21 protein-coding genes are annotated in these 23,015 nt (G+C 43.6%); 6 read left to right on the top strand and 15 right to left on the bottom strand.

Translation table 11 applies throughout. The annotated features are described in order from the left end of the window. Window positions 1-91: 91 nt before the first annotated feature. Together M977_RS02680 and azuC are read right to left on the bottom strand one after the other, a co-directional pair. On the bottom strand, window positions 92-1,684 hold the full coding sequence (locus M977_RS02680) for an ABC transporter substrate-binding protein (RefSeq protein WP_064512002.1): 1,593 nt from the start codon (window positions 1,682-1,684) through the stop codon (window positions 92-94). Between the two features lie 200 nt (window positions 1,685-1,884). Next, window positions 1,885-1,968 carry a stress response protein AzuC gene (azuC, locus tag M977_RS25140; protein WP_115628089.1) on the bottom strand — a complete coding sequence of 28 codons (84 nt, stop codon included), beginning with the start codon at window positions 1,966-1,968 and terminating at the stop codon, window positions 1,885-1,887. A gap of 216 nt (window positions 1,969-2,184) precedes the next feature. Here azuC and M977_RS02685 point away from each other — a divergent pair, with 216 nt between their 5' ends. Beyond that, on the top strand, window positions 2,185-3,603 hold the full coding sequence (locus M977_RS02685) for an MFS transporter (protein WP_064512003.1): 1,419 nt from the start codon (window positions 2,185-2,187) through the stop codon (window positions 3,601-3,603). 54 nt (window positions 3,604-3,657) lie between these two features. Continuing rightward, a complete protein-coding gene (locus M977_RS02690; RefSeq protein ID WP_064512004.1) occupies window positions 3,658-3,924 on the top strand; it encodes a hypothetical protein in 267 nt (88 codons plus the stop codon). A gap of 77 nt (window positions 3,925-4,001) precedes the next feature. On the opposite strand, the gene M977_RS02695 is transcribed toward M977_RS02690, so the two are convergent. Continuing rightward, window positions 4,002-4,640, bottom strand: coding sequence for an RpiB/LacA/LacB family sugar-phosphate isomerase (locus M977_RS02695; protein WP_034455054.1), 639 nt, complete (start codon window positions 4,638-4,640; stop codon window positions 4,002-4,004). A 162-nt stretch (window positions 4,641-4,802) separates the two neighbouring features. Next, the gene (locus tag M977_RS02700; RefSeq protein WP_064512005.1) at window positions 4,803-5,957 is read right to left on the bottom strand and encodes a methyl-accepting chemotaxis protein; all 1,155 of its coding nucleotides are present in this window, start codon (window positions 5,955-5,957) and stop codon (window positions 4,803-4,805) included. Between the two features lie 392 nt (window positions 5,958-6,349). Between M977_RS02700 and yecR the strand changes: the two genes are divergently transcribed. The 4 genes from yecR (at window position 6,350) to galE (ending at window position 9,702) form a co-directional block, all read left to right on the top strand. Beyond that, entirely contained in the window at window positions 6,350-6,643 is a 294-nt protein-coding gene (gene yecR / locus M977_RS02705) for a YecR family lipoprotein (RefSeq protein ID WP_342446873.1), read from the top strand. A 228-nt stretch (window positions 6,644-6,871) separates the two neighbouring features. Continuing rightward, window positions 6,872-7,369: a non-heme ferritin gene (gene ftnA, locus M977_RS02710; RefSeq protein WP_064512007.1), complete on the top strand. Its 498-nt coding sequence runs from the start codon at window positions 6,872-6,874 to the stop codon at window positions 7,367-7,369. 288 nt (window positions 7,370-7,657) lie between these two features. Beyond that, the gene (locus M977_RS02715) at window positions 7,658-8,590 is read left to right on the top strand and encodes a glucosamine inositolphosphorylceramide transferase family protein (protein WP_064512008.1); all 933 of its coding nucleotides are present in this window, start codon (window positions 7,658-7,660) and stop codon (window positions 8,588-8,590) included. Window positions 8,591-8,685: 95 nt separating this feature from the next. Further along, the gene (gene galE, locus M977_RS02720) at window positions 8,686-9,702 is read left to right on the top strand and encodes a UDP-glucose 4-epimerase GalE (RefSeq protein ID WP_064512009.1); all 1,017 of its coding nucleotides are present in this window, start codon (window positions 8,686-8,688) and stop codon (window positions 9,700-9,702) included. 107 nt (window positions 9,703-9,809) lie between these two features. Here the strand turns inward: galE and M977_RS02725 are convergent, their stop codons facing one another. From M977_RS02725 to M977_RS02775, 11 genes are read right to left on the bottom strand one after another with little or no spacing between them, the layout of a single operon-like run. Next, window positions 9,810-11,201 (bottom strand): DUF4832 domain-containing protein, encoded by a 1,392-nt coding sequence (locus M977_RS02725; protein WP_064512010.1) that lies wholly within the window; start codon window positions 11,199-11,201, stop codon window positions 9,810-9,812. Window positions 11,202-11,239: 38 nt separating this feature from the next. Further along, window positions 11,240-11,647, bottom strand: coding sequence for a hypothetical protein (locus M977_RS02730; protein WP_064512011.1), 408 nt, complete (start codon window positions 11,645-11,647; stop codon window positions 11,240-11,242). A 2-nt stretch (window positions 11,648-11,649) separates the two neighbouring features. Further along, window positions 11,650-12,762 carry a glycosyltransferase family 4 protein gene (locus M977_RS02735; RefSeq protein ID WP_064512012.1) on the bottom strand — a complete coding sequence of 371 codons (1,113 nt, stop codon included), beginning with the start codon at window positions 12,760-12,762 and terminating at the stop codon, window positions 11,650-11,652. A 1-nt stretch (window position 12,763) separates the two neighbouring features. Beyond that, entirely contained in the window at window positions 12,764-13,975 is a 1,212-nt protein-coding gene (locus M977_RS02740; protein WP_064512013.1) for a glycosyltransferase family 4 protein, read from the bottom strand. Between the two features lie 9 nt (window positions 13,976-13,984). Next, entirely contained in the window at window positions 13,985-14,974 is a 990-nt protein-coding gene (locus M977_RS02745; RefSeq protein WP_064512014.1) for a glycosyltransferase family 2 protein, read from the bottom strand. 1 nt (window position 14,975) lies between these two features. After that, window positions 14,976-16,349 carry a hypothetical protein gene (locus tag M977_RS02750; protein WP_064512015.1) on the bottom strand — a complete coding sequence of 458 codons (1,374 nt, stop codon included), beginning with the start codon at window positions 16,347-16,349 and terminating at the stop codon, window positions 14,976-14,978. Beyond that, the gene (locus M977_RS02755) at window positions 16,346-17,557 is read right to left on the bottom strand and encodes a lipopolysaccharide biosynthesis protein (RefSeq protein WP_064512016.1); all 1,212 of its coding nucleotides are present in this window, start codon (window positions 17,555-17,557) and stop codon (window positions 16,346-16,348) included. The genes M977_RS02750 and M977_RS02755 overlap by 4 nt, the downstream gene beginning before the upstream one ends. Next, window positions 17,554-19,692: a GumC family protein gene (locus M977_RS02760; protein ID WP_064512017.1), complete on the bottom strand. Its 2,139-nt coding sequence runs from the start codon at window positions 19,690-19,692 to the stop codon at window positions 17,554-17,556. The genes M977_RS02755 and M977_RS02760 overlap by 4 nt, the downstream gene beginning before the upstream one ends. 2 nt (window positions 19,693-19,694) lie before the next feature. Beyond that, window positions 19,695-20,252 (bottom strand): polysaccharide biosynthesis/export family protein, encoded by a 558-nt coding sequence (locus M977_RS02765; protein ID WP_064512018.1) that lies wholly within the window; start codon window positions 20,250-20,252, stop codon window positions 19,695-19,697. A gap of 1 nt (window position 20,253) precedes the next feature. Beyond that, window positions 20,254-21,540: an outer membrane beta-barrel protein gene (locus M977_RS02770; RefSeq protein WP_064512019.1), complete on the bottom strand. Its 1,287-nt coding sequence runs from the start codon at window positions 21,538-21,540 to the stop codon at window positions 20,254-20,256. Then, window positions 21,530-22,945, bottom strand: a complete 1,416-nt coding sequence (locus M977_RS02775; RefSeq protein WP_064512020.1) for an undecaprenyl-phosphate glucose phosphotransferase — start codon at window positions 22,943-22,945, stop codon at window positions 21,530-21,532. Before M977_RS02775 ends, M977_RS02770 begins: the two co-directional genes overlap by 11 nt. Window positions 22,946-23,015: the final 70 nt, after the last annotated feature.

Consider the following 23,015-nt stretch of genomic DNA (forward strand, 5'->3'; position numbering starts at 1 on the left):
TTTCCAAAAAATAAGCCCCCAGAAGGGGGAAAACTGTAGGGCGAGTAGCTTGCGTTACCCACCCTACGACTACCTCAGGGCAGTGTGTTCATTATTGTTGATAGATCTTCGACCAATCCTGGAACATATAAACAGGCTTAGGTTCAGCCTCTTTGGTTCCGGCAAAACGTTTATCTACCGCAACAACCGCATTGGTATAAGCAATTGGGTACCATGCCATGTCGTTTGCAACGGTCTGCTGGATTTGCTTATAGATTTCAGCACGTTTTGTTTTGTCAATTTCAGTTGCGCCCTGGTTCCACAACGCATCGAACGCTGGGTTCTTGTAGTGGGCATAGTTATAAGCTTCGTTGCTCAGGTACAAAGACTTATAGCCATCAGGTTCCATACCCATGATGTAGCCACCCAGACTCAGCTCATAAGAGGTATTTTTCATATCCAGGCTGCGTTGCGACATGGCGTTAGCATCCAGTGGCATCAGCTCAACCGCAATACCCACGTTTTTCAGCTGCTGCTGAATATACAGCCCCATGCTTTCCTGAGTTTTATTGCTATTGATGTAGGCGAGACGCAGTTTCAGATCGGCAGGCGTGCCCGCTTCTTTCAACAATGCTTTCGCTTTTTCAACATCGTACTTGTAGGTTTCAACATCGTTGGTCTGATACAGCGTGTCTGGCGTCAGAATAGATGCGGCAGGTTGCGCATATTCCAGCGAAGAGAATGCAGCCTGAACCAGTTCATCTTTATTGATGGCATAAGCAATGGCCTGACGCAGTGCCTTGTTCTTCATACTGTCAATATTCTGGTTAAACGTCATATATGCCAGACGCCCTTCCGGGTAGATAACGAAGTCAAATTTACCGCTATTTTTCAAACGATTGACATCCTGAGGGTCAATCATCTTCATATTGATTTCGCCGTTTTGCAGCGCAAGATTGGCAGAGTTGCTGTCTTTAGCGAAACGGTAAGTCACAGTCTCAAGCTTCGGCTTGCCGTTCCAGTAATCATCAAAGCGTGTCAGCGAGTAATACTGCCCGGCGCGATATTCTTTGAATTTGAACGGGCCTGAACCGACTGGAGCATCGTTTTTGGTACTCTTTTCCAGATCGTCACTTTCATTAGCAAACACATGTTCTGGGATTGGGTAAATCTGTACCAGGGTGCCTACAAACGCAGCACTCACCTGTGGCAGAGTAAATTTCACGGTCAGGTCATCAATTTTGCTGACCTGAATTGGCTTATCGCCGTACACAAACATGCTGCGGAAGAAGCTGTGCTGTTTCTCATCAAGCAATTTGTTGAAAGTGAACACCACATCGCCTGCGGTAATAGGCTTGCCGTCTTGCCATTTCAGATTCGGTTTGAGTTTTAAGATGTATGAGAGGTTATCTTCTGAAGGCGTAAGACTTTCTGCCAGAGCCCATTCAATTTTATCGCCATTGAAGCTATAAAGCGGTGCGTATAGCGTCTGCATGATAGTCAGCGTAGTACGGTCGCTGGCATACAGTGGGTTCATCGCTAGCGGATCGCCGGTGGTCACCCCAACAATTAAATTGCCGCCATCCTGGGCTGCTTGTTTAGCCGGTGCAGGAGCAGCCGCAGTTTCAGTTTTTGCATTATCACAGCCAGAAAGGGCCAGGGCCAAAGAGGCAAACAGCGCAGATAACAACAGGGGTTTACGCATTTATCACGGACTCCATCTCAATTAGAGCCCGCATAGTGCACCAGCCATACCCACAATGTAAATAAGTGTAAAACGCATAACGTTATGCGAAATAGTGCTAAAGAAGAAATTGTGGATATAAAGATTAATATCGTGGGTAAAAAGGCAAATTTCAGACATAAAAAAACCTGCCGCAGCAGGTTTTTTTTCAAGCGGGCAGATTAAAACATGCCAGCCGGCGGTACATCTTTAAAAGTCTTGCAGTATTGCTCGAACATGCTTTTCAGGATTTTGCGCATTTTCATTGTGTGCTCCAGTTTTTTTGTTTTGCAGGTGTTGCTCGTTATGGGGCTAATAATAAGACATCCGTCACATAAATCAATAGTTTTGTGATGCGCATCACACATTTTCAGTGTGGATTTTACATTTCCGTCACACAAAATGGCTTGCATATCCACGACTTAACTGGTTAATTGACTCAACAATTTTTTAAAACATTATTTTAATTTTGAATTTCACTCATGACTAACTCCCCTTCTCCGGCAGCAAAGCGTGGCATTTCAGGAATGGCACTCCTGGTCGCTGGCGCTTTTTTTATGGAATTTCTCGACGGGACGGTCATTGCCACCGCGCTGCCGGAAATGGCCCGAACTTTTGGTGTTGATGCCGTTGATCTGAATATCGGTATGAGTGCCTACTTGCTGACTCTGGCGGTATTGATACCCGCCAGCGGCTGGATTGCGGACCGATTTGGCGCACGTAAAGTTTTCACCCTGGCACTAGGGATCTTCACCTTCGCCTCGGTACTGTGCGGCATGGCCAATACGATTGAGCAGTTTGTCGCGATGCGCATTTTACAGGGGGTCGGTGGTGCGCTAATGGTGCCAGTCGGGCGGTTGGCTGTGCTGCGTACAACCCCTAAGCATTTACTGATCACCGCGATTGCCACCCTCACCTGGCCCGCGCTGGTTGCTCCTATTATTGGCCCTCCTCTGGGCGGATTTATCACCAGCTACGCGTCGTGGCGTTGGATTTTCTATATCAACTTACCACTTGGGTTAATTGCCATGGCGCTGGCGTGGCGATTGATTCCAGATATTCATGATGATGACCGCCGCCCGTTTGACGGCATTGGCTTTACCGGCACTGCGGTGGCAATGATTAGCCTGGTGTACGGCCTGGAAATGCTTGGGCAATCGCAAATTAAGGTGCTGCCAACTGTGAGCTTGCTGGTATTAGGTGCAGCGGCGCTGTGGTTCTCACTGTGGCACTTTAAACACGCTAAGCACCCGATGATTCGCCTTGATGCTTTAAAGGTACAGACCTTTGGTGTGACGATGTACGGGGGCTCTTTATTTCGTACCTCCATCAGCGCGGTCCCTTTTTTATTGCCGTTGCTATTCCAGGTTGGTTTCGGAATGGATGCTTTTCATTCGGGCTTACTGGTATTGGCAGTCTTCGCCGGAAATCTCGCGATGAAGCCTGCAACGACATCGTTAATTCGCGCATTAGGGTTCAAGAAATTACTCATTATTAACGGCCTTCTGAACGTCGCTTCTCTGCTGGCTTGTGCGTTTCTTACTCCGCACACCGCAGCATGGGCGACCATAGCAATACTCTTCTTTGGCGGGATGTTCCGTTCGATGCAGTTTACGGGCATAAGCACCCTCGCCTTTTCAGATGTACCATCCACGCAAATGAGCTACGCCAACACGCTATTTAGTACCGCCACACAGCTTTCTGTAGGGCTGGGAATTACCCTTGGTGCGATAGGGATTCGTCTGGGGGAGAAAGTCAGTCAGTGGCTCGATTTAACCGCAATCCCAGGCATTTCTATCAAGATTTCTTTTGTGATGATTACGCTCATTTGCCTGGTAGGTTTGTTTGATCTGCTACGTTTACCACACAATGCGGGTAGCAGTGTGTCGAAAAAACACTAACCCTGTCGCGGGCCTCAATTACACTTAACTATAGGTCAGGTGTGTGAGGCCACTATGAAACGCTTATCGATATTCTTACTGATGATGTTATCGCTGATAGGGTCTCAAGCTCTTGCTGTTGAGATCCATCCTCTTACCAACCCTTCTTTGCATAACCCTTATCCAAAAACCAGTGCTGTGCAGCAAGACTGGCCGGAGATGATGCCGGAGCAAGGAATAAACAGTAAACATTGGGATGAGCAGCAGATGGCTGCCGAACATCAAAGGTGGCCGCAAGAGCCAGTTCCACATTTTAGCGGGCGAATCGAAGGATGGCGCTAAAAGCGCCACGAGTTAAAGCGGTGTTGGCACAAAAAATACGGCCAGCAAAGGCTGGCCGTAAGCATGGCTAAAAGAGATTAAGCAAGGATTTCGCGTACGAATGCTTCAATCTCTTTGTTCTGACAGTTTTCGAAGAAACATTTCTGGAAGCGTTCGCCGGTCACAGCGGTTTTCACTAGTTCACGGTCGATAGAACGCAGGGTATCCAGGTAGTTTTCTTTAACAACTGCAGCTTTAACCTGGTTCAGGATACCGGCGTTACGAACCTGTGGTTCTTTACGCTCAATCGGGTAACCTTCGCCTTTACGGCCAGTAAATGCTTTTTCAAACATGTAACGAACGTTGAGCTCAGCGCCCCAGCCGAAGCCTTTAGCGAATGCCAGTGACAACGCATTACCGTTGTTGATTTGTGAGAACAGGAATGCATCAGCAGGGTCCAGGCAGTAGCCACAAACCACACCTGGGTGGATGTTCAGAGACATCATTGCGCCCTGACCTGTGCCGCAACCGGTCACAACGAAATCTACAGCTTTAGAGTTCAACAGGATACTGGCCATAATACCGAGGTGGATGTAGGTCAGGTGGTGATCCTGCTCATCGCTCATACCTACGTTGTAAACCGGGTACTCTTTCTCAGCAGCAACCGCTTGCAACTCATTAAGAATGATTGCATTTTTGCCAGCCTGACTGTTTTCCATCATCAGTGCTATTTTCATTTCCGTCTCCTGATTGGGTCACGGGATTTTCCGTGGTGAATAGCTTTGGTATGCACTAACGATACTAGCTCACAAACACACTTTCAAATTTAATGAAATTTTGTTTTAAAAAATTAAGGTGCGCTCACACTTCTGTGTTCGACTGAGAGTATTCCCACATTTTCAGCCGGGTTTAGCGATGCGAAACATCGACACAATATCGTTAAGCTGGTGCGCTTGTTTTTCCAGTTCCACTGACGAAAGTGCAGATTGATGAACCAGATTGACGTTTTGCTGCGTGACCGCATCCATCTGTCTTACTGCAACCCCCACCTGCCCAATACCCTGACTCTGCTCACCCGACGCATTGGCAATATCTCCCATAATATTGTTCACTTGAGTGACCGCATTCAGAATCTCCCCCATCGCTTCACCCGCTTTCTTCACCTGTTCAGAACCAGTATGAATGTTATCAACGGACTCTTTGAGCAAGGTTTCTATCTCTTTCGCCGCCACTGCACTACGTTGAGCGAGATTACGTACCTCACTTGCTACTACTGCAAAACCTCGCCCTTGCTCACCGGCCCGAGCGGCTTCAACTGCAGCATTCAACGCCAGAATATTGGTCTGGAAGGAGATGCTGTTAATCACGGTGGTGATATCGACAATTTTATGAGAGCTGCTGGTTATCGTCTCCATCGTGGTCATCACTTTTTTTACCGACTCCCCGCCGTTTACTGCCGTCTTAGTCGCATTTTTTGCAAGCACGCTCGCGTGGCTGGCATTTTCAGCATTCAGCGTAACCGTGCTACTCAATTGCTCCATGCTGGTAGTCGTTTCTTCTAACGCTGCGGCGAGTTGCTCAGAACGAGAAGACAATTCGTTGTTCACCTCAGCCACTTCCGTGGCATTTCCGCGAATGGTGTGAGCGCTGGAACGAATGTTGGAAACGGCTTTTTCCCAATTCGACTGCATTTTTTGGATCGGTGAAACCATCAAACCAATGCAGTTACTGCCTAAATCAGGTAATTGGGTTTCGAGTTCACCACGCGCAAGAATATGCATATGTGCGCGAATGTTCTCGACCGGCTTCACCAGGCAGAAATAAAGATAGCGCTCAGTTACCAACGTAATGGCAATGCTTGCTAACACCGAAGCCCCGAGCAAGAAACGAACGATACCGATCCACTTTTCTTGTTGCGCATTCAGTACCAGGTTTTGTTGCAAATCATGTAAAAACCACAGCGCCAGCCCGGAAACACCGAGCCACGCCACTGACGAGAAGATCAGTATCAGCACCACCATGACGCGGATTTTGATATTACGAATAAACTTCATGTTTTGTATTTTCCTGGTGAAATAATAAAAAGTCTTTCCTGCACCAGCTGTAGTCACCTCAGCTCCGTTTATTCGGTTTTTGTATACCAATACTGAGAGTAGACCGTGCATTACCAGTATTGTCGGCACGATTCAGCCAAACTTGATGGCAGTTGTGATCAAAATTTAATCACCCCACAAATATTGGTGATGCCCATTTTCACCATTATTAAGCCCCAAAATTTATGTTAGGAAGATCCATTTACCTCGCCCTAATTGAAATTAAACAGCTTTATGCTGTTGGTCATTTTTCATTTTTGTGCGTGCTAAAATCATTAAAAAGTCATTCGAGCATCAGAATAATGAAAACTGTTTATTTAATTTTAACCACGGCGTTATTAGCTGGATGTACGGTGAATAAAACGCCTGTGCCCGTAAAAAGTAGTGAAGTGGTGGGTGTGGTTCGTCTGGGATTTGACCTCGCGCCATTACAAACGGCAAAAGTGGATACTTATGTTGCGCAATCAGCAGCCAGCCACCAATGCCAGCAGTGGGGTTATATCGCCGCATATCCTTACGGAGAGCCAATCAAAACCTGTAGCGTGACCAGTGGCTCTGTGTGCCTGAGCCAAAAAGTGACGCTTGAGTACCAGTGTCGCGGAGTGGGAATGGAGCGGTATCTGAAAGATGAGAGTGTTGTTCAATAATAGAACAATCACCTTAACGTCATTAAAATTAGGGTTGGCTAAGATTTATCTTCTGACCCATAAGTAAACAGTAATAATTCTTATTTTCAGAACGAATTAATTATAGAAAAGAAACAATATTAACAACCATTCTCATTACAATAATATAATTAACAATTCCTTTGCATTATAGAAATAATAAAATTAAAGTAGCGACATTGTTAAATATACATTCTCGTGGAGCGCACCATGCTAAAAGCTGAAATGATCGAAAAACTTAACGAACAAATGAATCTTGAGCTTTATTCCTCCCTGCTTTATCAACAAATGAGTGCCTGGTGCAGCTACCATAGCTTTGAAGGGGCTGCCGCTTTCCTGCGTCGCCATGCTCAGGAAGAAATGGAGCATATGCAGCGTCTGTTTTCTTACCTGACTGACACTGGAAGCTTGCCACGCATTAATGCGGTCCCGGCACCAGACCATGACTACTCATCTTTAGATAACCTGTTTAATGCCACTTACGAACATGAGCAGTTAATTACTCGCAAGATTAATGAATTGGCTCATGCTGCGATGACATCTCAGGACTATCCAACTTTCAACTTCCTGCAATGGTATGTTTCTGAACAACATGAAGAAGAGAAACTGTTCAAGTCCGTACTGGATAAATTAAGTCTGGTTGGAAAAAGCGGCGAAGGTCTGTATTTCGTAGATAAAGAGCTTTCTACCCTCGATACTCAAGCTTAATAAATATTCCCGGCAAGGATATCTTGTACTTGCCGGTTCTCCTTAACTAAAACTCCCCCTCTCCCTTCAGTAATCCCTGATAATCACTTTTCTGCTAAAAACCTTACTCTGTGGCGGATATCTGTTAAGCGTCTATACTCCAATTCAGCACCTTCTCATGTCAGTTTTCTATGGCTACTTGCTGGTGCAATGAGCTGCTCCACACATCGATTGTTAAGCATTATTTATAATAATAAGCGTCATGTTTTTCCTGTTACTTGCAATAACTAATATGGACAATATGATAAAATGTTAAGTAAAAACAATAAATTAATTAGAAAGTTATTTTTCCATGAATCATGGGATATTATGATCATCAAAAATAACTCTCATTCTTTTCCAGAAAATACCCTGGATATTTTAAATAATTCACACGCAAAATTACTGAAGAAAAAATATACCTTCCAGGCAGATCCTTTTATTATAGAGAAAGATAATAAACTCTACCTTTTCTATGAAGCACTTAGCTTTCTAAATTCTAAAGGCATTCTCAGATGTCGGATTCTTGACGATAATCTTAATGAGATTCAGGATATCAAACTAGAAGGGTTTGATGATTTAAAGTGCCATTTATCCTTCCCATATCTTTTTTATCTTAACGATAATCTGTTTATGATTCCTGAGTCTTCAGAGCGAAGAGAAGTGATACTCTTCCAATCCACTGAGTTTCCCACTCGCTGGAAAAAGGTGAAGGTGCTAATTTCTGACGCTGAATTTACCGATAATATATTCTTCACCTTAGAGAATACCTGTTACCTCATTTCTACCACACTTAACAATGAGATGGTTATTCACACTGCAGATCAAATACTCGGTGAGTGGAAAAAAATAAACCCGTCTTTAAAACTGTGCAACCACCATCACCGTGGGGCCGGTGCTTCTTATTTTATTAATGATAAGAAATATATCCTCACTCAAGAATGCACATCTGACTCTTACGGAAAATCCATTTTTATCAAAGAATTAATCACCATCAACCCACTGATTTTTGAGGAAAAACTGGTGGCACATGTCACACCTGAAATCAACCAAAGCGCAGGTATTCACACGTTAAACTTTTCGAATAACCATCTTGTTTATGACACCAAAAATTGGGTATTCAGCCTTTTGTCTCCTTTAAAAAAAGTTTTATTTAAGGCTTGGGTTAAATACCGTAAAAATCGTTTGCCTGAATATACATAAGAAAAACCCATCGACCGGTGCTAGGTTTTCAATATTTGACAGTAAATTAAGCACCGAATACCACCCTAGTTTTGTAATATTTATCTGGAGATATTATGGCAATTCTTGTAACAGGTGGTGCTGGCTATATAGGCTCCCATACTGTATTGGCTTTACTGGAAAGAGGTGATGAGGTCATCGTTATCGATAATCTCTCTAACTCATCTCAAGAATCTTTAGTCCGGGTTGCAGAGTTAACAGGAACAAAACCCACTCTCTATGTTGCTAATGTTTTAGATAAGAATATTTTGAGAACTATTTTTTCAAAACATTCGATTACTGATGTGATTCATTTTGCTGGTTTAAAATCTGTTGGTGAATCAATTAAAAAACCACTGGAATATTATGAGAATAATGTTACTGGCACAATAGTGTTACTTAGTGAGATGCTACATGCCGGTGTAAATAGCCTCATCTTCAGTTCATCGGCAACCGTCTATGGGAATCCCGAAAAAGTGCCGTTGAGCGAAGATTGCCAGACCGGCGGCACCACAAACCCTTATGGCACATCGAAACTTATGGTTGAGCAGATTCTGCGTGATTTCTCCCTCGCACAACCGGAGTTTCGCATTACCTGTTTGCGCTATTTCAATCCGGTTGGCGCTCATCAATCGGGGCGAATTGGCGAAGATCCTAACGGTATTCCAAATAATCTGGTTCCCTATATTTCACAAGTGGCAATCGGCAAACTGACGTGTCTGTCGGTATATGGCAATGATTACCCTACACCTGATGGCACAGGCGTTCGCGATTATATCCATGTGCTGGACTTAGCAAGTGGTCATCTGGCGGCATTGGATCATCAAACTGAGGGTGCATCTTTTAAAGCGATAAATCTGGGTACTGGCGTGGGTTATTCCGTCATTGATCTCATTGAGGCATTTGAAAAAACATCTCAGACTAAGATTAACTATAAGATTGTGGAACGCAGGGCCGGTGATATTGCGGAATGCTGGTCAGATTCATCTTTAGCAAAACAAACATTGGGATGGCAGGCCACGCGAACGATTGATGAAATGATGCGTGATACCTGGAACTGGCAGAAAAAAAATCCGAATGGTTACAGCTCTTAGTATGGCGAGGCCCGCGAATGGGCCAAGTATTGCCAACGCATATGCCGCTTGAAGTATGACGGATATTTACACTCTGAGTCTGTCTTGGCAGACTCAGAGCCAATTAATCAGTGAACATTTAACTTAGAAATCCGATACCAGCTATCACTACGTTTCCCTTCGTTAGCCAGATTAATTCTCGATTTCCCCGTCCCATCCAGTACTGCCACTTCGATATAATACTGCCCATCAGCCACCGTCCCAGGTATTGGCAGTTGATATGCGATTGGTCGCTTTCCGGGTAACCAGGTGCGGATATCATCACTGGTTTTCCCCTGAGCAATGACTGTGTTCAACTCGTTGACCACACGCCATGTCACGTTGTATTTCAAGTAAATGGGTGCGATACCGTCATTTGCCCACTGACTATTAAGCGTCAGAACACCACCTTTCGCGACAGCAGAATTATGGCTCAATGAGACTAAACGAAAACGATAACCAAGCCTGGTCAGCGCCTGGTCGACAATGCCGCGATACTCTTTTGGCACCGCCCGTGACTTCAAATTAATCGTACTGGCGTGTTGTGCGATGGCCCAGTCAAATGTGCGTTGCACTTCGGTAAGACTGTAATGTTGCTCGGTTTTCCATTCCGGCATGTACCCGCAGATTTCGAAACTCACAGGCGCTCGTTTCCAGGCATCATTGAAACCGGAATACGCAGCTTGAGCCGCCTCTAAGCGCTGCGGATAATCATCTTCCATCAGATTCCAGGTTGCCGAAAAGTTACGCCAGTCACCCAAACAATCAGCCCGCCAGCCTGCGCCCTGCTTCACGGCGCTGACCAGGTTGTCGCCACCGGCAATCAGCATAATTTTCGGTGTTTTTGGAAACGCGGTAAAATGCATTCTGACGTACTGTTCTAATTGCGCTGGTGTGTAGCGTTTATCGAGCGGTTTAAGTGAGGGGAAATTGCTGTTGTGCCACTCTCCCCACGACCCAACCATGCCGATATCAAGGTATGCCAGGTTTTCATTTCCGTCGTAGTGCTTGCCGAAAGCATTGAGCAGGCGCTGGCTGTATTGCAGAAATACTGGGTCATCGAGATTGGGGACGAAGGTTTTTCCGTCTGAAGTCCATACGCCCTTAACTTTTTTAATCAACCAGTCAGGGATTTTTGAACCGCTTTCCGGGCCATCCAGGGCCATAAAGCGCAGCCCGACGTTCATCGCGGGCGTGTGCATCGCCGCGAATTTAAAAGCGTCGTCAACCAATGCGTAGTTAAATTGCCCTTCAACCGGTTCAAGCTCGCTCCAATAGAAGCGTTCGTATTCAATGCCGGGATTCGGGTAGTCGGCCTCAGTGTGTTGCTCGCCGTAACCCTGGTGAAAACTGGCGATGCCCATGCCTGGGTTAGTGAGTGGGCCTGAGAGAGCCTTAGGTGTAACGACTGTCATCGACTCAGCCAGTACGGCTCCCGGAACGACCATGCACATCAACGCTATAAAAGTTTTAATATTCATGAGACTCCGTTATCCGTAGAGGGTTAATGAGCCAAAAGCTATTTGTTCCTCAGACTGAGCCACCAGTCCCAAATCCCAACATGGAAATCATGAATGAGATCAATGCCTACGGCAGACTTAATCATATATAGCGTGAGTAACACGCAGAGCGTTGCGAACAGCAAGCCTGAAAGGATCAAAATCGTCACGACGATGCGCACCAGTGTGGATTCTTTGCGTAGTCGCTTGCGGAAATCTCGCCCTAACAAAAAGACCAGATAATAGCGCCTGCCAAAAAATGGGAAGCTCTTGCGGACATCGATGCGATGACGTGACGACAACGTGACTGAAACTATCGCATCTTCTATATCCTGCTTTTGTTCAGCAGTCAGTTGTGCCTGGGTTTCCTCATCAAGCACTTCATAAAAACGATCAAGTACGAGTGGGCGTCTGGTTGAATTGCTCAATTTTAACCTATTGATTTGTTTATTGAGTGGTACACTTTGACTGTTTTTCTGGCAATTTCAAGCCAGTCATAATTTCGCAGGAAGTCACTGTAATCGGTATTGTTGAGTACTACTCTTGCCTTAATTTTTTCGGCTAAATCAGCCACATTGCCGACTTTAAAATAGGCTTCAGCTGGCAACCCTACTTCCAAATTCGCCGGAATATCACTGACTACCGCAGGCAGTGAATACGACATTGCTTCAAGCAATGCTATCGGCAAACCCTCGTGATACGAAGGCATTATAAACAGCTTAGCCTGGGAAAAGACTACCTTCAGTGCATCACCTTTTAAGAAACCGGTCAAAATAACATTCGGTGTTTTTATCGCTAATTGCTTCAGCTGCATACTGTAGTCAGAAGGATGATCTGCATCACCAACCAATACTAATGTCTCTGAGACGCCAGATTTATGATAGGCAGTAATCAAATCGTGTAACCCTTTTTCTTCCACAAAACGCCCTACCGCTACAAGATAGTTCTTAGGTTTTAACGCGTACCGACCCAGTGTTTTACTAATGGTTTCTGCTGCCAGCGGTTCCGGAATATTAACCCCGTTATGGATTAAATGTGCATCCATACGCCGATGTTTTTTTTGGATTAGCTGATTAATAACCTCGGAAATAACAATGACTTCATTGGCATAATTAACGGCAAGTTTTTCGCCAATCAGTAAAGCCTGTTTTGCAATGTATCCCCATTTCTGGCGCTCATAGTCAGGGCCATGATGAGTAAATACTACTTTCTTGCCCAGCAAACGTAGTAACGGCACGACAAGCCCAGGGCCAATGGCATGAACATGAACAATTGATGATTTATCAAACACGGTGCAAAATGCCGCTAAAACTGAATGGGCAATGGCTTCTAAAGAACGTTTTTTCGGTGCCCACAGTGCGCGGGTTTCGATATTTTTATATTGCGAATGACGGTAATCGACATAAGGAGCACGAGCAATAACACAGATATCGATATCAAATTGTTGTTTGATTGCGGGATAGAGATTTTGGCAATGCGTTTCTACCCCGCCTAGTACATCAGGAATTCCACGAGTGCCCAGAACCGTAATTTTTCTGGTCATATTATGACTTACTTAACAGTTCTTGATACAAATTCAGTAATGCCTGAAGATGATCGCGCATTGCATATTTACCGCAAAGGCGATCATGGGCATTTAGACCCATGCGTTGGGCTTTTTCTGGATTAATTGCCAAATCGTCAAGTATATCGGCAAGCTGTTGCGCATTTCCTGGTTCGAATAATGCCCCATCGACACCATCACGGATTTGTTCAGGTATTCCGCCAATGCGTGACCCAACGATTGGCCGAGCAAAAGACATGGCTTCAAGTACTGACATTGAGCAATTTTCATTACATTCCGAAGGCACAATAATCGCTCGCGCGTGCTTTATCAGATTGTCTAATTCTTCACCCTGATGTACAAAACCAAGAAACTCAGCATCGGGATATTTCTCAATCAATTCATTGTAGATAGGACCATGGCCGACAATTTTTAGTGGTATTTTATTACGCATCATCTGATGCGCTTGAGCCAAGGTTTCAATTCCTTTTTCAGGGCTGATGCGACCAACAAAAAGCAAATAGCCCCTATCTTCTATATTGTCAAATGGTTGGCTGTCATCAATGCCATTAACAATAACGTCAATGCGCGAATTGGGTAATGTGTGCTTTATCACCCCCCGCAAAAACTCACTAGGGGAGATAATAACGTCAATGGCCTGATAATTTTTTGCAATATATTGCCAGGTTGCTTCTAAAGAAATTAATAAACTCTTAAATGCCGAGCCTTCATAGCAACGATATTTGAATGCGTTATAGACGGCACCGTTGATACAAGCATCACACACCTTGCCATCGCGCAACATCGCGTATGATGGACAAGCAATTTTGTAGTCGTGTGCAGTTAACACCGTTTTACAACCAAAATCACGGGCAACTTTTATAATTGCAGGCGTTAGCTGATGATAGATATTATGAAAATGAACAATATCCGGGCGCTCTTTCTCCAGTAACGCTTTCATTTTCTTGCATGCTTCAGCATTATGAATGAAATTTACAGCTGTTTTAACCCCGCCAAATAAGTTACTGCTTTTATGATAATCAACATTACTGACAAAATATTCTGCGTAATCTGAGGGGAAATTTTTTTCATGTTGCATAGAGAAATCAATAACTTCGATACCAGCCTGCTTCAGCATATCGCGTTCTTGAAAATAAACTGTTTCCGCGCCGCCTTTGATGTAGAAAAATTTATTTACCAGTAATATTTTCATCATGGCCGCCTATTCATGAATAACTTTGCTATCGGGTGGAACCATAGGATCTCGTACTGGATGAGTCAGCCCTTTGACTAACCCAGCAGAGAGCACGGCTAAATTTATTACACTATGCAACCCGTTAATTAATGAGCGATTTTTAATCGCTTTCAGGATAATAAATGCAAGTAATGGCAGTAGCGCTACACCAATAATTTCAGCATTGAATGTCAATATCGAAACCAACAGCAAAAACATATAGATGGAAAAAATAATCTCGTTTTTGACCATTCTAAGAACGTGACTCAGATAGGGTCTCCCCCATGCACTGCGTAGTAACTCACCTGTTGCCTGGTTATAACCACTTCGCCAACGGTACATTATTAATTTGAATGTCGGCATGTTATGTGAGGTGTGACTGAAATAAGGAACATCAAGGCGATGGAGTTTATAACCGGCATGTAATAAACGCATCCCGAGCTCTGCCTCTTCAAAGGCATGCAGATTACGGTTGGTAAGATAACCAATTTTTTCAATTGCCACGCGACGGTATAAACCTCCCCCCCCTAAATGATCGCAATCACCTATCGGATATATTTCATGTAGTCGTTGCTTGCGTGACTTGAACTCATAATTTGCTGCATCATCCATTTCAACGGTACCCGCAACGCCCGCGTATTCTGGGTGTGCCTCAAGAAATGTAACTGCACTATCAATAAACCCTTTTTCCAGTTCCATATCGCCATCCATTAACAACAGATATTGACCCTCGCTATACAGATAACCTAGTTGATGCCCCACTCCACAGCAACGATCCGCAGGCTGCGTTAAAGACACCACGGTCACGCCTTTAGCGCTTGCTAATTGTTGAGTGTTATCGGTCGATAAACTATCAGCCACGATGATCTTATGCGGATAATCAGCAATCTGCTGTTGGATACTATCGATGGTTTTCTCGATGCACTCGGCTTCGTTAAGGGTTTTAATACTCACTGTAATAAACGGTTTATTAGCCATACTATTGCTCCGCATAACGATAAACGGACCGACGAATTACCAGACTCGAACCCAGCGATAAATAAAAAATAAATTGCAGCATTGGGGTAATTGTGAGTATTTGGCTATAGGGTAGGCTCAATAAACAGCTAATAACAAAAACACTAAAAGCAGGTGAGAAACTCAGTAACTGGAGGTCTTGTTGATCTAATTTCTCGCGATCCAACAAGGGCTTAGGCTGCACGATTTTTAGCGTATAAATAATTAGGCTAATAAATAGCAGAGTTCCTACTACACCCACTTCCCAAAGCAACATACTTAAAGAGGTCGAATCCAGAATCAAGTTATAGGTAAGGTTTAAAAAACCCTGCGAGACAATACTGCCACTGTTTGTCGCATTAAGACCATAGCCAAATAACGTGCCCGACAACCCCCAAAGATCGTTATTTTTAAGCCAAAAAGTCAGTGTGGTAAAGCGGCCCACCTCCCCTGATGGCAGAATATAATTGGGATCAAAAATGTAGTCTAACGACGACAGGAAGACACTTAATGAACTCTCTGTTGGGTCACTACCAAAGGCAGATGAATAACCAGAAGCCAGGATAAGTATCGCAAACGCAATCAATAGAGCCATGCCTGCAAAAATCAGCAGCAATGCTTTTAGATTTACTTTACTCATCCCTTTAACGTAGCTTGGCATTAGCCAAACCCAGCACATGAGTATTGGCGATAACAAGATAACAAATTTTACTTCGCCAACGATACATAAGCCAAAGCCCAATATGATATGCAGTGCCATTGATTTAAATGTCGTTAGTCCGTGCTTAAATTCAGAAATTTTCAACAGCATAATCAGCAGGCAAAACAGCCCCATGGCCGCAGTATTACCGCCGCCCATCGGGTCACCACCGAAGGTTCCAACCACTGAATCCCATTTATCTTCCTCACCATACGTGGCCACACGCTGGGGAACCACAAACAACAACTGGTAAAGAACCATCGGGAATTGTGCGTAAAATACCCAGTATAAAGTTTTGGTTACACGGTAGACCTGCGATTCACGGCAGAATCCTAATAACAGGCAGAGCATGATTAGAGATAGTGCAATTTCATTTTTAAATCCGACAATCGCATCCGTTACCCCTTCCTGCAAAATTGTCGATACCCCCGCCATGACCAGGAAGACGAGATACACCGTGAGCACAATTATTTCTTGCTTATCCAGCTGTAATGTTTCGTAGCGCGTTTGCATGATCAACAGGCTAAACATCAGCAATGTCAGGAAAAATGGGATCCACAGCACCGACAATAAGCCGGTGAAATATTGAGCCCCCCCACAAAACACAAGGGTAATTAAAGAATAGGTCTGTAAATAGTGCCCAGTATTAAGATTCATAATACAACCGGTCTGTCTTTTAAGAGGTTGGCGCGTTTATTGACCTTCAGATAAATAAACGCATAACGGACGAATGTTAGTACCGAGAACAGAATGATTGATGTGGCATAGTCATTATAAAAATAGGGTACAACAACAAACGAAATCAACACGATAGCCAACTGTTCAAACTGAATGCGTAAAAAGTAACGGTGAGAGCCAAAAATAAGCTCAATCACTGTCAGTGGGCAGACAGCCAAAGCCGGGAACAAATAAGGCAACATATATCGCGAAGTCGGAATTGAGTTAATCCAATCTTCACTAAAACCAAGGTGCATAACTATCGGATAGAAAATAAATACGCCTAAGGTACAAATAACCCCCAGTACCAGCAGCAGCAAGCGTACTTTTTTGTACTCGTCATAATTGAAGGTGTTATGTCTAAAATCGATAGACCATTTTGAAAAAATAGCATTGCGAACGGCATTTCCAACGATCACCACCGGAGCCAGACAGAAACGGCTCACAATAGAAAAATAGCCTGCAGTCAGTGCAGAGAACCAAAAGTTAATCAGCATAATAGGTAAATTACCGTTTGCCATTGCCAGCACTTCAGCACTACCTACTTTGGTGATGTGATGAACGTGTTTATTAAAGAACGCGAAATTATTTTTCGGACTTAAATGCTGTAATGTCACCGAGCGCAAATCAAATGCGCAAAGAATGCAGCCAATCGTCAGAAGCATCATTGAACCTGCCCATGCCCAATAGAATGCCTGAACATGTGTGGTGAGCATGACAGAAAGCACCACCACCACGGAAACAGATATTCTCTGAAAGACTAAAAAGCCAAAATTAGCCGTACGTAACGATAAGTTCTCCGATATCAACACCCACGTATTAGAAAGCGTGAGCAAATAAAGGAAGAAGATATTCTGGTCAAATAACCACGCAGTTAGCAAAGCATACGGGAGAGCAGTAATCAGACTTTGCAGTAAACAAAACACGACGTTTTGGGCCAGTTCATCATCTTGTTGCTTCGGAATCAAAAGTTGCGAAGCAAATGTGCATACCTGGGCACCAATCAGCGCAATACTGTAATTAAGCGCGTAAAGCCCTACCTCGGGCAGATCATATTTGTGAGAAATCAACCAAATAGAGAGCGCACCAATCAATTGCGAAATGACTGATGAACCAGCAATTGTAGACGCGCTCTTCAGTAAACTCATACCCGGCCTGTGCCATTCATCAGTTCGTTAGTTTGCAGGTTGAGTGAACGTAATCCCTCTTTGGTTTCCAGATTTTTATCAAAAACTTGATTAATGACTACGCCGATAACAACAGTCTGATTGGTTTCGATTTTATCCAGCGCGTGGATAATGTGCTCAGCTGGTGCCGCACCTGCTTTTAGTACAAATATCAGGCCATCTGTAACCCGACTAATTAACTGGCTATCCTGGCTCTGATTCACCGCCGCAGCATCAATAATAATGCGCTGATACTTGCTGCGTAGTTCGCGCATTAAGTGCTCAAGGTTCTCTGATGACAGCATGAGCAATGATGAAACTGTCGCATTACCACGCGCCAGGAAATCAAGATTTTCATTCACTTTAACAATCAGATTTTCGGAGGTAACTTCTCCACGAAGCAACTCGGCAACACCTTGCGCGGAAGGCTTAGCAAGTTCGCTCGACAAACCCTCGTTATTGTAAAAATCCAGGTCGATAAGCAGTGTTTTTTGATCGAAGCTAAATGAGTTAGCCAACAGATTTGCCAGCAGTGTACGTCCATCACCATGGTCCGCTGATGTCACAGTAATCGCCTGAAGCTGCCGATTATCCAACATAATATGGGTGCGGATGCTGTGAATGATGTCTGCATTGAGCGGGTTATTAGAGATAATATCGCGGATTTGCGCACGACTCCCGAGCCCCTTATAGCGGCGAATCTCACCGAGTGGTTCGAGGTTCAAGCGCTTCTTCACCTGGCTCAAGTTGTTAATCGTGCTGTCCATCGCGGCTTTCACAATGAAGTACATGATGCAAAATGCCAGCGCTAACAAAACCACCATAATAAACAGCAGCGATTTATTAGGCTTGGATGGGCGTTCAGCCGGTACTGCCGGGTCATACAATACAGCATCCGCCTCAGCATAATTACTCGAAAGTGACTGCTCTTGAGTACGTTGATATAACGTTTTGTATGACTCTTCAGTTTTATCCAGCACCAGTTTCAAACTGTTATAACCATCGCGCTTGGTTGCCAATTTCTGAAATATTTCTTTTTGCTGATCTAACTGTTTCTGGTAGCTATTTTCATCTGCCAGCGCTGCTTGATATTGCTGACGCAATCCAGTTTCCAGCTCACCCAGCACACTATAGGTTTGATCCTGGATCGCCTGAACCTGAGCCTGAGCCTCCTGAATTTTGGCATGCTTTGGCCCATAGGATTTACGCAATTCATAAAGCGAACGTTTCGCCTGGATCAAGGCAATACGTAAGTCCTGAATCTGCGCATGGTCCGAAATTACCGGGAGAGAAATGACATCTTCGAGAGATTTTCCTGTCCCTTTACGAACTTCGTTGTAAAGCGATTCAGCAGCCACGCGGCGCTGGGTCGCATCGGCCAAACGGTTAGTCACAATACCTAACTGCTCTGTTTCAAAACCATCTACACCACGGAAGGTCAACAATCCTTCTTTATTGAGATATTCATCAATTGCCTGTTTTTGTACGGCAATTTGTTTTTGCAAATCGTCCATTTTCTGCAGATTGCTTTCTCGAGCTTTCTGCGTATTGATACGCTTTTGTTCAGCGGTGTAGTTGATAAACGCCTGCGCAACACCGTTAGCTACCTTTGCTGCCATTTCTGGGGAAGGTGACTCATAGGAAATAGATGCCAGATGCGTCGTGCGAATACTGGTAATAGTGAGATTTTTCAGCATGGTTTTCAGCGCATTATCAATGCGTTGCTGCTGATTTTCGGGAGTGTTGGCATCTTTGCTGTCTGATTTAACGCCATTGAAATCTGGATTTTCATCCAATTTCAAATTTCGAACGGCCTGTGCAAGCACAATACGTGACTGCATCAACGCATATTGTGTTTCGTAGTAGCCGTTACGTGTCGAGTCATAGCCATCAACTTGCGGGAACGGTGAGACATTATCAGGCTGAGCCTTAACCAGCACTGTCGCCGTTGAGACATATTTCGATGTCATCATGTTGATAAGTGGCCAGGCAATCGCCCCAGCAATCACACCGCCGAGGAGGATTTTCCAACTGTTTCTTTTAATTTCCTTGGCAAACCGGGAGAAATCGATAGAGCTTTCTCGTTTCTTGCCATTTTCAACTATTGATAGTTTCATAGTTAGAAGAAGCCCATGCCAATAATCACGATATCACCAGGGTGAACGGAATGTCTTACGTCCACGTTCTCAAGCAATTGGTTTGTGCCAGCTAAGCGAATATTGATATCTTTGCGATCGGCTCTGTCTGTAAAGCCACCGGCCTGCGCAATCGATTTTTCAACTGTGAGCCCAGGTTCATAGGAAAATCCATTCGGATTTTTTACCTCTCCTGAAACATAGTATTTTCGGAACTCAGCAATATTCACCGTCACCATTGGATTTTGCAGGTAATCACCTCGCAGACGATTAGTTAACTCTGCACTCACCTGTTCTGGAGTTTTGCCTTTTAGCGTGAGTTGCCCAATATAAGGGAAAGTAATAGTTCCGCTTTTATCGAGTATAAATTTCATTGTTAGATCAGGTTCGCCGTACACATTAATACTAACGGCATCACCTGCATCAAGCAGATATCCTTTTGATTCAGAATCAGGATTATCCATTAGTGGCGGCTTAGATGCAGAACATCCTGCCAGAAGCACACTGAAAAATAAAAATACCCATAATTTCATTATTTTCATTTTAAATCTGCACCTTAGCTGTAAACATAATCAGCGAATTGTCATAACCCAACGTTCTCAAGACTTCTCTGTCGTCGTCAGGTCCGATATAAAACGAATCGGTCTCTTTATTTGAACGCAATGTATCTATTTGATATTTCAACTCAAAGTTAATAGAGGGCCTGAAGTCATAACTCATGGTGAAGGTGAACACACCATCCTTGTCATTTCTGTCCTTATCTTGCTTCTTATAGTCTTCTGTGGTGTACGAGTAATCTAACAAGGTGGAGAAACGGTCATCGAACCAAAAATGTTGATACGAAATGCCATACTGTGAAACCAAAATATATCCCCCCACTTCTGAAGGGTCTTTAATGCGTTGTGAGGTATGTGCTGTAAAAATAGATTGTTTGAGCGGCTTCCACTCGCCCTTAATATCCCAGTTTAGCCCATTAAAATCCTGCGAGTTGGGATTGTTCTCAAATGTTTTATACAACCATGCCAGGTTCATATCGATGTTAGTTTTACCAGTAACCTGTGATTTTATTCCATAAAGCAAATAATATTCGTCACTGTCTTTTTCAGAAGCATGATCATAATGGATCTGGTTGGTAATAAAGCTATAACGGAATCGCGTTTGCGATGTGTACTGGTCAAAAATTTCAGCAACGAGGCTGTTTTGATGCCATTCCTGCTGCTGGATATAGTTGTAAAAATCATTATCAGTATTCTGCACATCCTGCGTATTACCGAAACGAAGTTTTTTATAAATCAACGCAACTTCTGCTTTGCCACGCCCTTCAGGAGCACCGTAACTATAACGCAGTTCACTATTTAATAAGTTAGTGCTTAATGGAGAATTAACGCCAAATTCTTGAAATTGTTCAGGTATAAACCCTTCAGTAATGCCACGACCACGGTCTTCATGTCCAAGTGCATCTTCGACATTTAACATCAGGCCATGCATTAACCCATAGCGCCACGCGCCATTGAAACGAAATAAATGGTCGTTGTAATTATCAGTTGAATCATTGTTATAATTGCGATAATCACCTGAGTACATTAATAAGTATTTATCCTGATACCGTTGGCCAGTTAAACTCAACTCAGGTGTAGCACTGATAAAGTTTGAACCAATAGCATCTCTTTTATGTGGCTGATAAGTCACATTATCTTCATAACCATAATTCACACCAACGTTGCTCTGAAAATCAATACCCGCAATGCCGATATGTGATTTCGGTGTTAGATCTGCCATGGCCGGCGGCGATAAAACCATTCCGGCAATAATAAAATATTTAATATGCATTTTTACCGACAAATCCTTTGAAAATAGTCTTTATAATAATTTTAATATCTAGCCATAACGACCAGTTCTGGATGTATTCGATATCATATTCAACACGCTTTTCCATTTTATAAAGTGCATCAATTTCGCCGCGATAACCGTTAATTTGTGCTAATCCTGTGATCCCAGGCTTAACTTTATGGCGAATCATGTAGTTTTCGACTTGCTTACGATACTGTTCATTGTGTGTGACTGCATGAGGCCTGGGACCAACAATCGACATACTACCCTGCAATACATTGAAGAACTGCGGTAATTCATCGAGTGATGTGCGACGTAAAAATGCACCGAAACGAGTCACGCGCGGATCATCTTTTGTTGCTTGTACCACCGTATCAGAATTTTCCATCACGCGCATAGTACGGAACTTCCAGACTTTAATTTTTTGCCCACTCAAACCATACCTGTCTTGCTTGAAAAATATCGGCCCGCGTGAAGTTAGTTTTATCCCGATACTAATTAGTAATAACAGTGAGGAAATCAATACCATAATAATGCTGCCAAGAACTAAATCTTCGGCACGCTTAATAAAAGAACCAAATCCTTCAAACGGAGAACTCAGGATGCTGATCGTTTGCAAGTTATGTATAGAGCGCAACTTCGACATGTGAGTACTGTAGGAGTTAAAATCAGGAACGATATAAGTATTAACCGTGGTATCTGACATCATCGACAAAAAGTGACGAATTCTCTCTAATGCCACTAGCGGTAATGCGATATAGATCTCATCTACCCTTCCCGCTTTGGCCTCTTCAACAAGGCCACTTACTGACCCCTTAAAGGGGCTATTGATTTGGCCTATAAGTGTGCTGAATCTTGAAACATCACGTTCATCGTAGAAAGCCAAATCCAGTTTCATATCCGAGTATTCCTTAAGAAGCGCCTCTTCGGCCGCCAGACCATTGTCTGTAACTCCCACAATAGCCACATGTATGCTTTTCTTGGCTGAGTACTTAAGGACAATTAAATGGATTAAATAGAGTAAAAACAGTGGAATGGCATACCAGAAGAGCGTGGCTGGGAAAAAACCATTCTCAAAAATTCTTAAATAACCTAGTGATTGCAGTCCGCCAGCTAAAAATCTGACAAACTCAACAAAAACAATAGTTAAAAATGAGCACAGGATCAATCTTAGCTGACCACGTATGCTCCATTTCTTAGGTTTATGTAGATAAAGCTCAGTGTACTCGCCAAATAGTAAAAAAGTGGTAGAAAAAAGAAAGCTAAGCATCAAAACAGTACTTGCTGATTCCATGGCTAATAGAAATGCGCTCAATATTAAAATCGAGTTTATAAAGAGAAAATCAGCAAACTTAATAAATACTGGATACCCTCCATGGGTAAATTTCAAAGAATTTCTCGGCATAAGTAGACTCGTTATTCATTGAATTATCGTTGTTGATACTTTCCTTTCCCATCTTGATTATATCATAAAT

The sequence above is a fragment of the Buttiauxella gaviniae ATCC 51604 genome (assembly GCF_001654835.1).
GTDB lineage: Bacteria > Pseudomonadota > Gammaproteobacteria > Enterobacterales > Enterobacteriaceae > Buttiauxella > Buttiauxella gaviniae.

Coding starts and splice junctions, on each gene's coding strand:
- M977_RS02725 (WP_064512010.1), bottom strand. CDS start 11,201: ATGAATATTAAAACTTTTATAGCGTTGATGTGCATGGTCGTTCCGGGA.
- M977_RS02685 (WP_064512003.1), top strand. CDS start 2,185: ATGACTAACTCCCCTTCTCCGGCAGCAAAGCGTGGCATTTCAGGAATG.
- galE (WP_064512009.1), top strand. CDS start 8,686: ATGGCAATTCTTGTAACAGGTGGTGCTGGCTATATAGGCTCCCATACT.
- M977_RS02735 (WP_064512012.1), bottom strand. CDS start 12,762: ATGACCAGAAAAATTACGGTTCTGGGCACTCGTGGAATTCCTGATGTA.
- M977_RS02755 (WP_064512016.1), bottom strand. CDS start 17,557: ATGAGTTTACTGAAGAGCGCGTCTACAATTGCTGGTTCATCAGTCATT.
- M977_RS02775 (WP_064512020.1), bottom strand. CDS start 22,945: ATGCCGAGAAATTCTTTGAAATTTACCCATGGAGGGTATCCAGTATTT.
- M977_RS02770 (WP_064512019.1), bottom strand. CDS start 21,540: ATGCATATTAAATATTTTATTATTGCCGGAATGGTTTTATCGCCGCCG.
- M977_RS02700 (WP_064512005.1), bottom strand. CDS start 5,957: ATGAAGTTTATTCGTAATATCAAAATCCGCGTCATGGTGGTGCTGATA.
- M977_RS02760 (WP_064512017.1), bottom strand. CDS start 19,692: ATGAAACTATCAATAGTTGAAAATGGCAAGAAACGAGAAAGCTCTATC.
- M977_RS02680 (WP_064512002.1), bottom strand. CDS start 1,684: ATGCGTAAACCCCTGTTGTTATCTGCGCTGTTTGCCTCTTTGGCCCTG.
- M977_RS02690 (WP_064512004.1), top strand. CDS start 3,658: ATGAAACGCTTATCGATATTCTTACTGATGATGTTATCGCTGATAGGG.
- M977_RS02765 (WP_064512018.1), bottom strand. CDS start 20,252: ATGAAAATAATGAAATTATGGGTATTTTTATTTTTCAGTGTGCTTCTG.
- M977_RS02715 (WP_064512008.1), top strand. CDS start 7,658: ATGTTAAGTAAAAACAATAAATTAATTAGAAAGTTATTTTTCCATGAA.
- azuC (WP_115628089.1), bottom strand. CDS start 1,968: ATGAAAATGCGCAAAATCCTGAAAAGCATGTTCGAGCAATACTGCAAG.
- M977_RS02740 (WP_064512013.1), bottom strand. CDS start 13,975: ATGAAAATATTACTGGTAAATAAATTTTTCTACATCAAAGGCGGCGCG.
- M977_RS02745 (WP_064512014.1), bottom strand. CDS start 14,974: ATGGCTAATAAACCGTTTATTACAGTGAGTATTAAAACCCTTAACGAA.
- M977_RS02750 (WP_064512015.1), bottom strand. CDS start 16,349: ATGAATCTTAATACTGGGCACTATTTACAGACCTATTCTTTAATTACC.
- M977_RS02695 (WP_034455054.1), bottom strand. CDS start 4,640: ATGAAAATAGCACTGATGATGGAAAACAGTCAGGCTGGCAAAAATGCA.
- ftnA (WP_064512007.1), top strand. CDS start 6,872: ATGCTAAAAGCTGAAATGATCGAAAAACTTAACGAACAAATGAATCTT.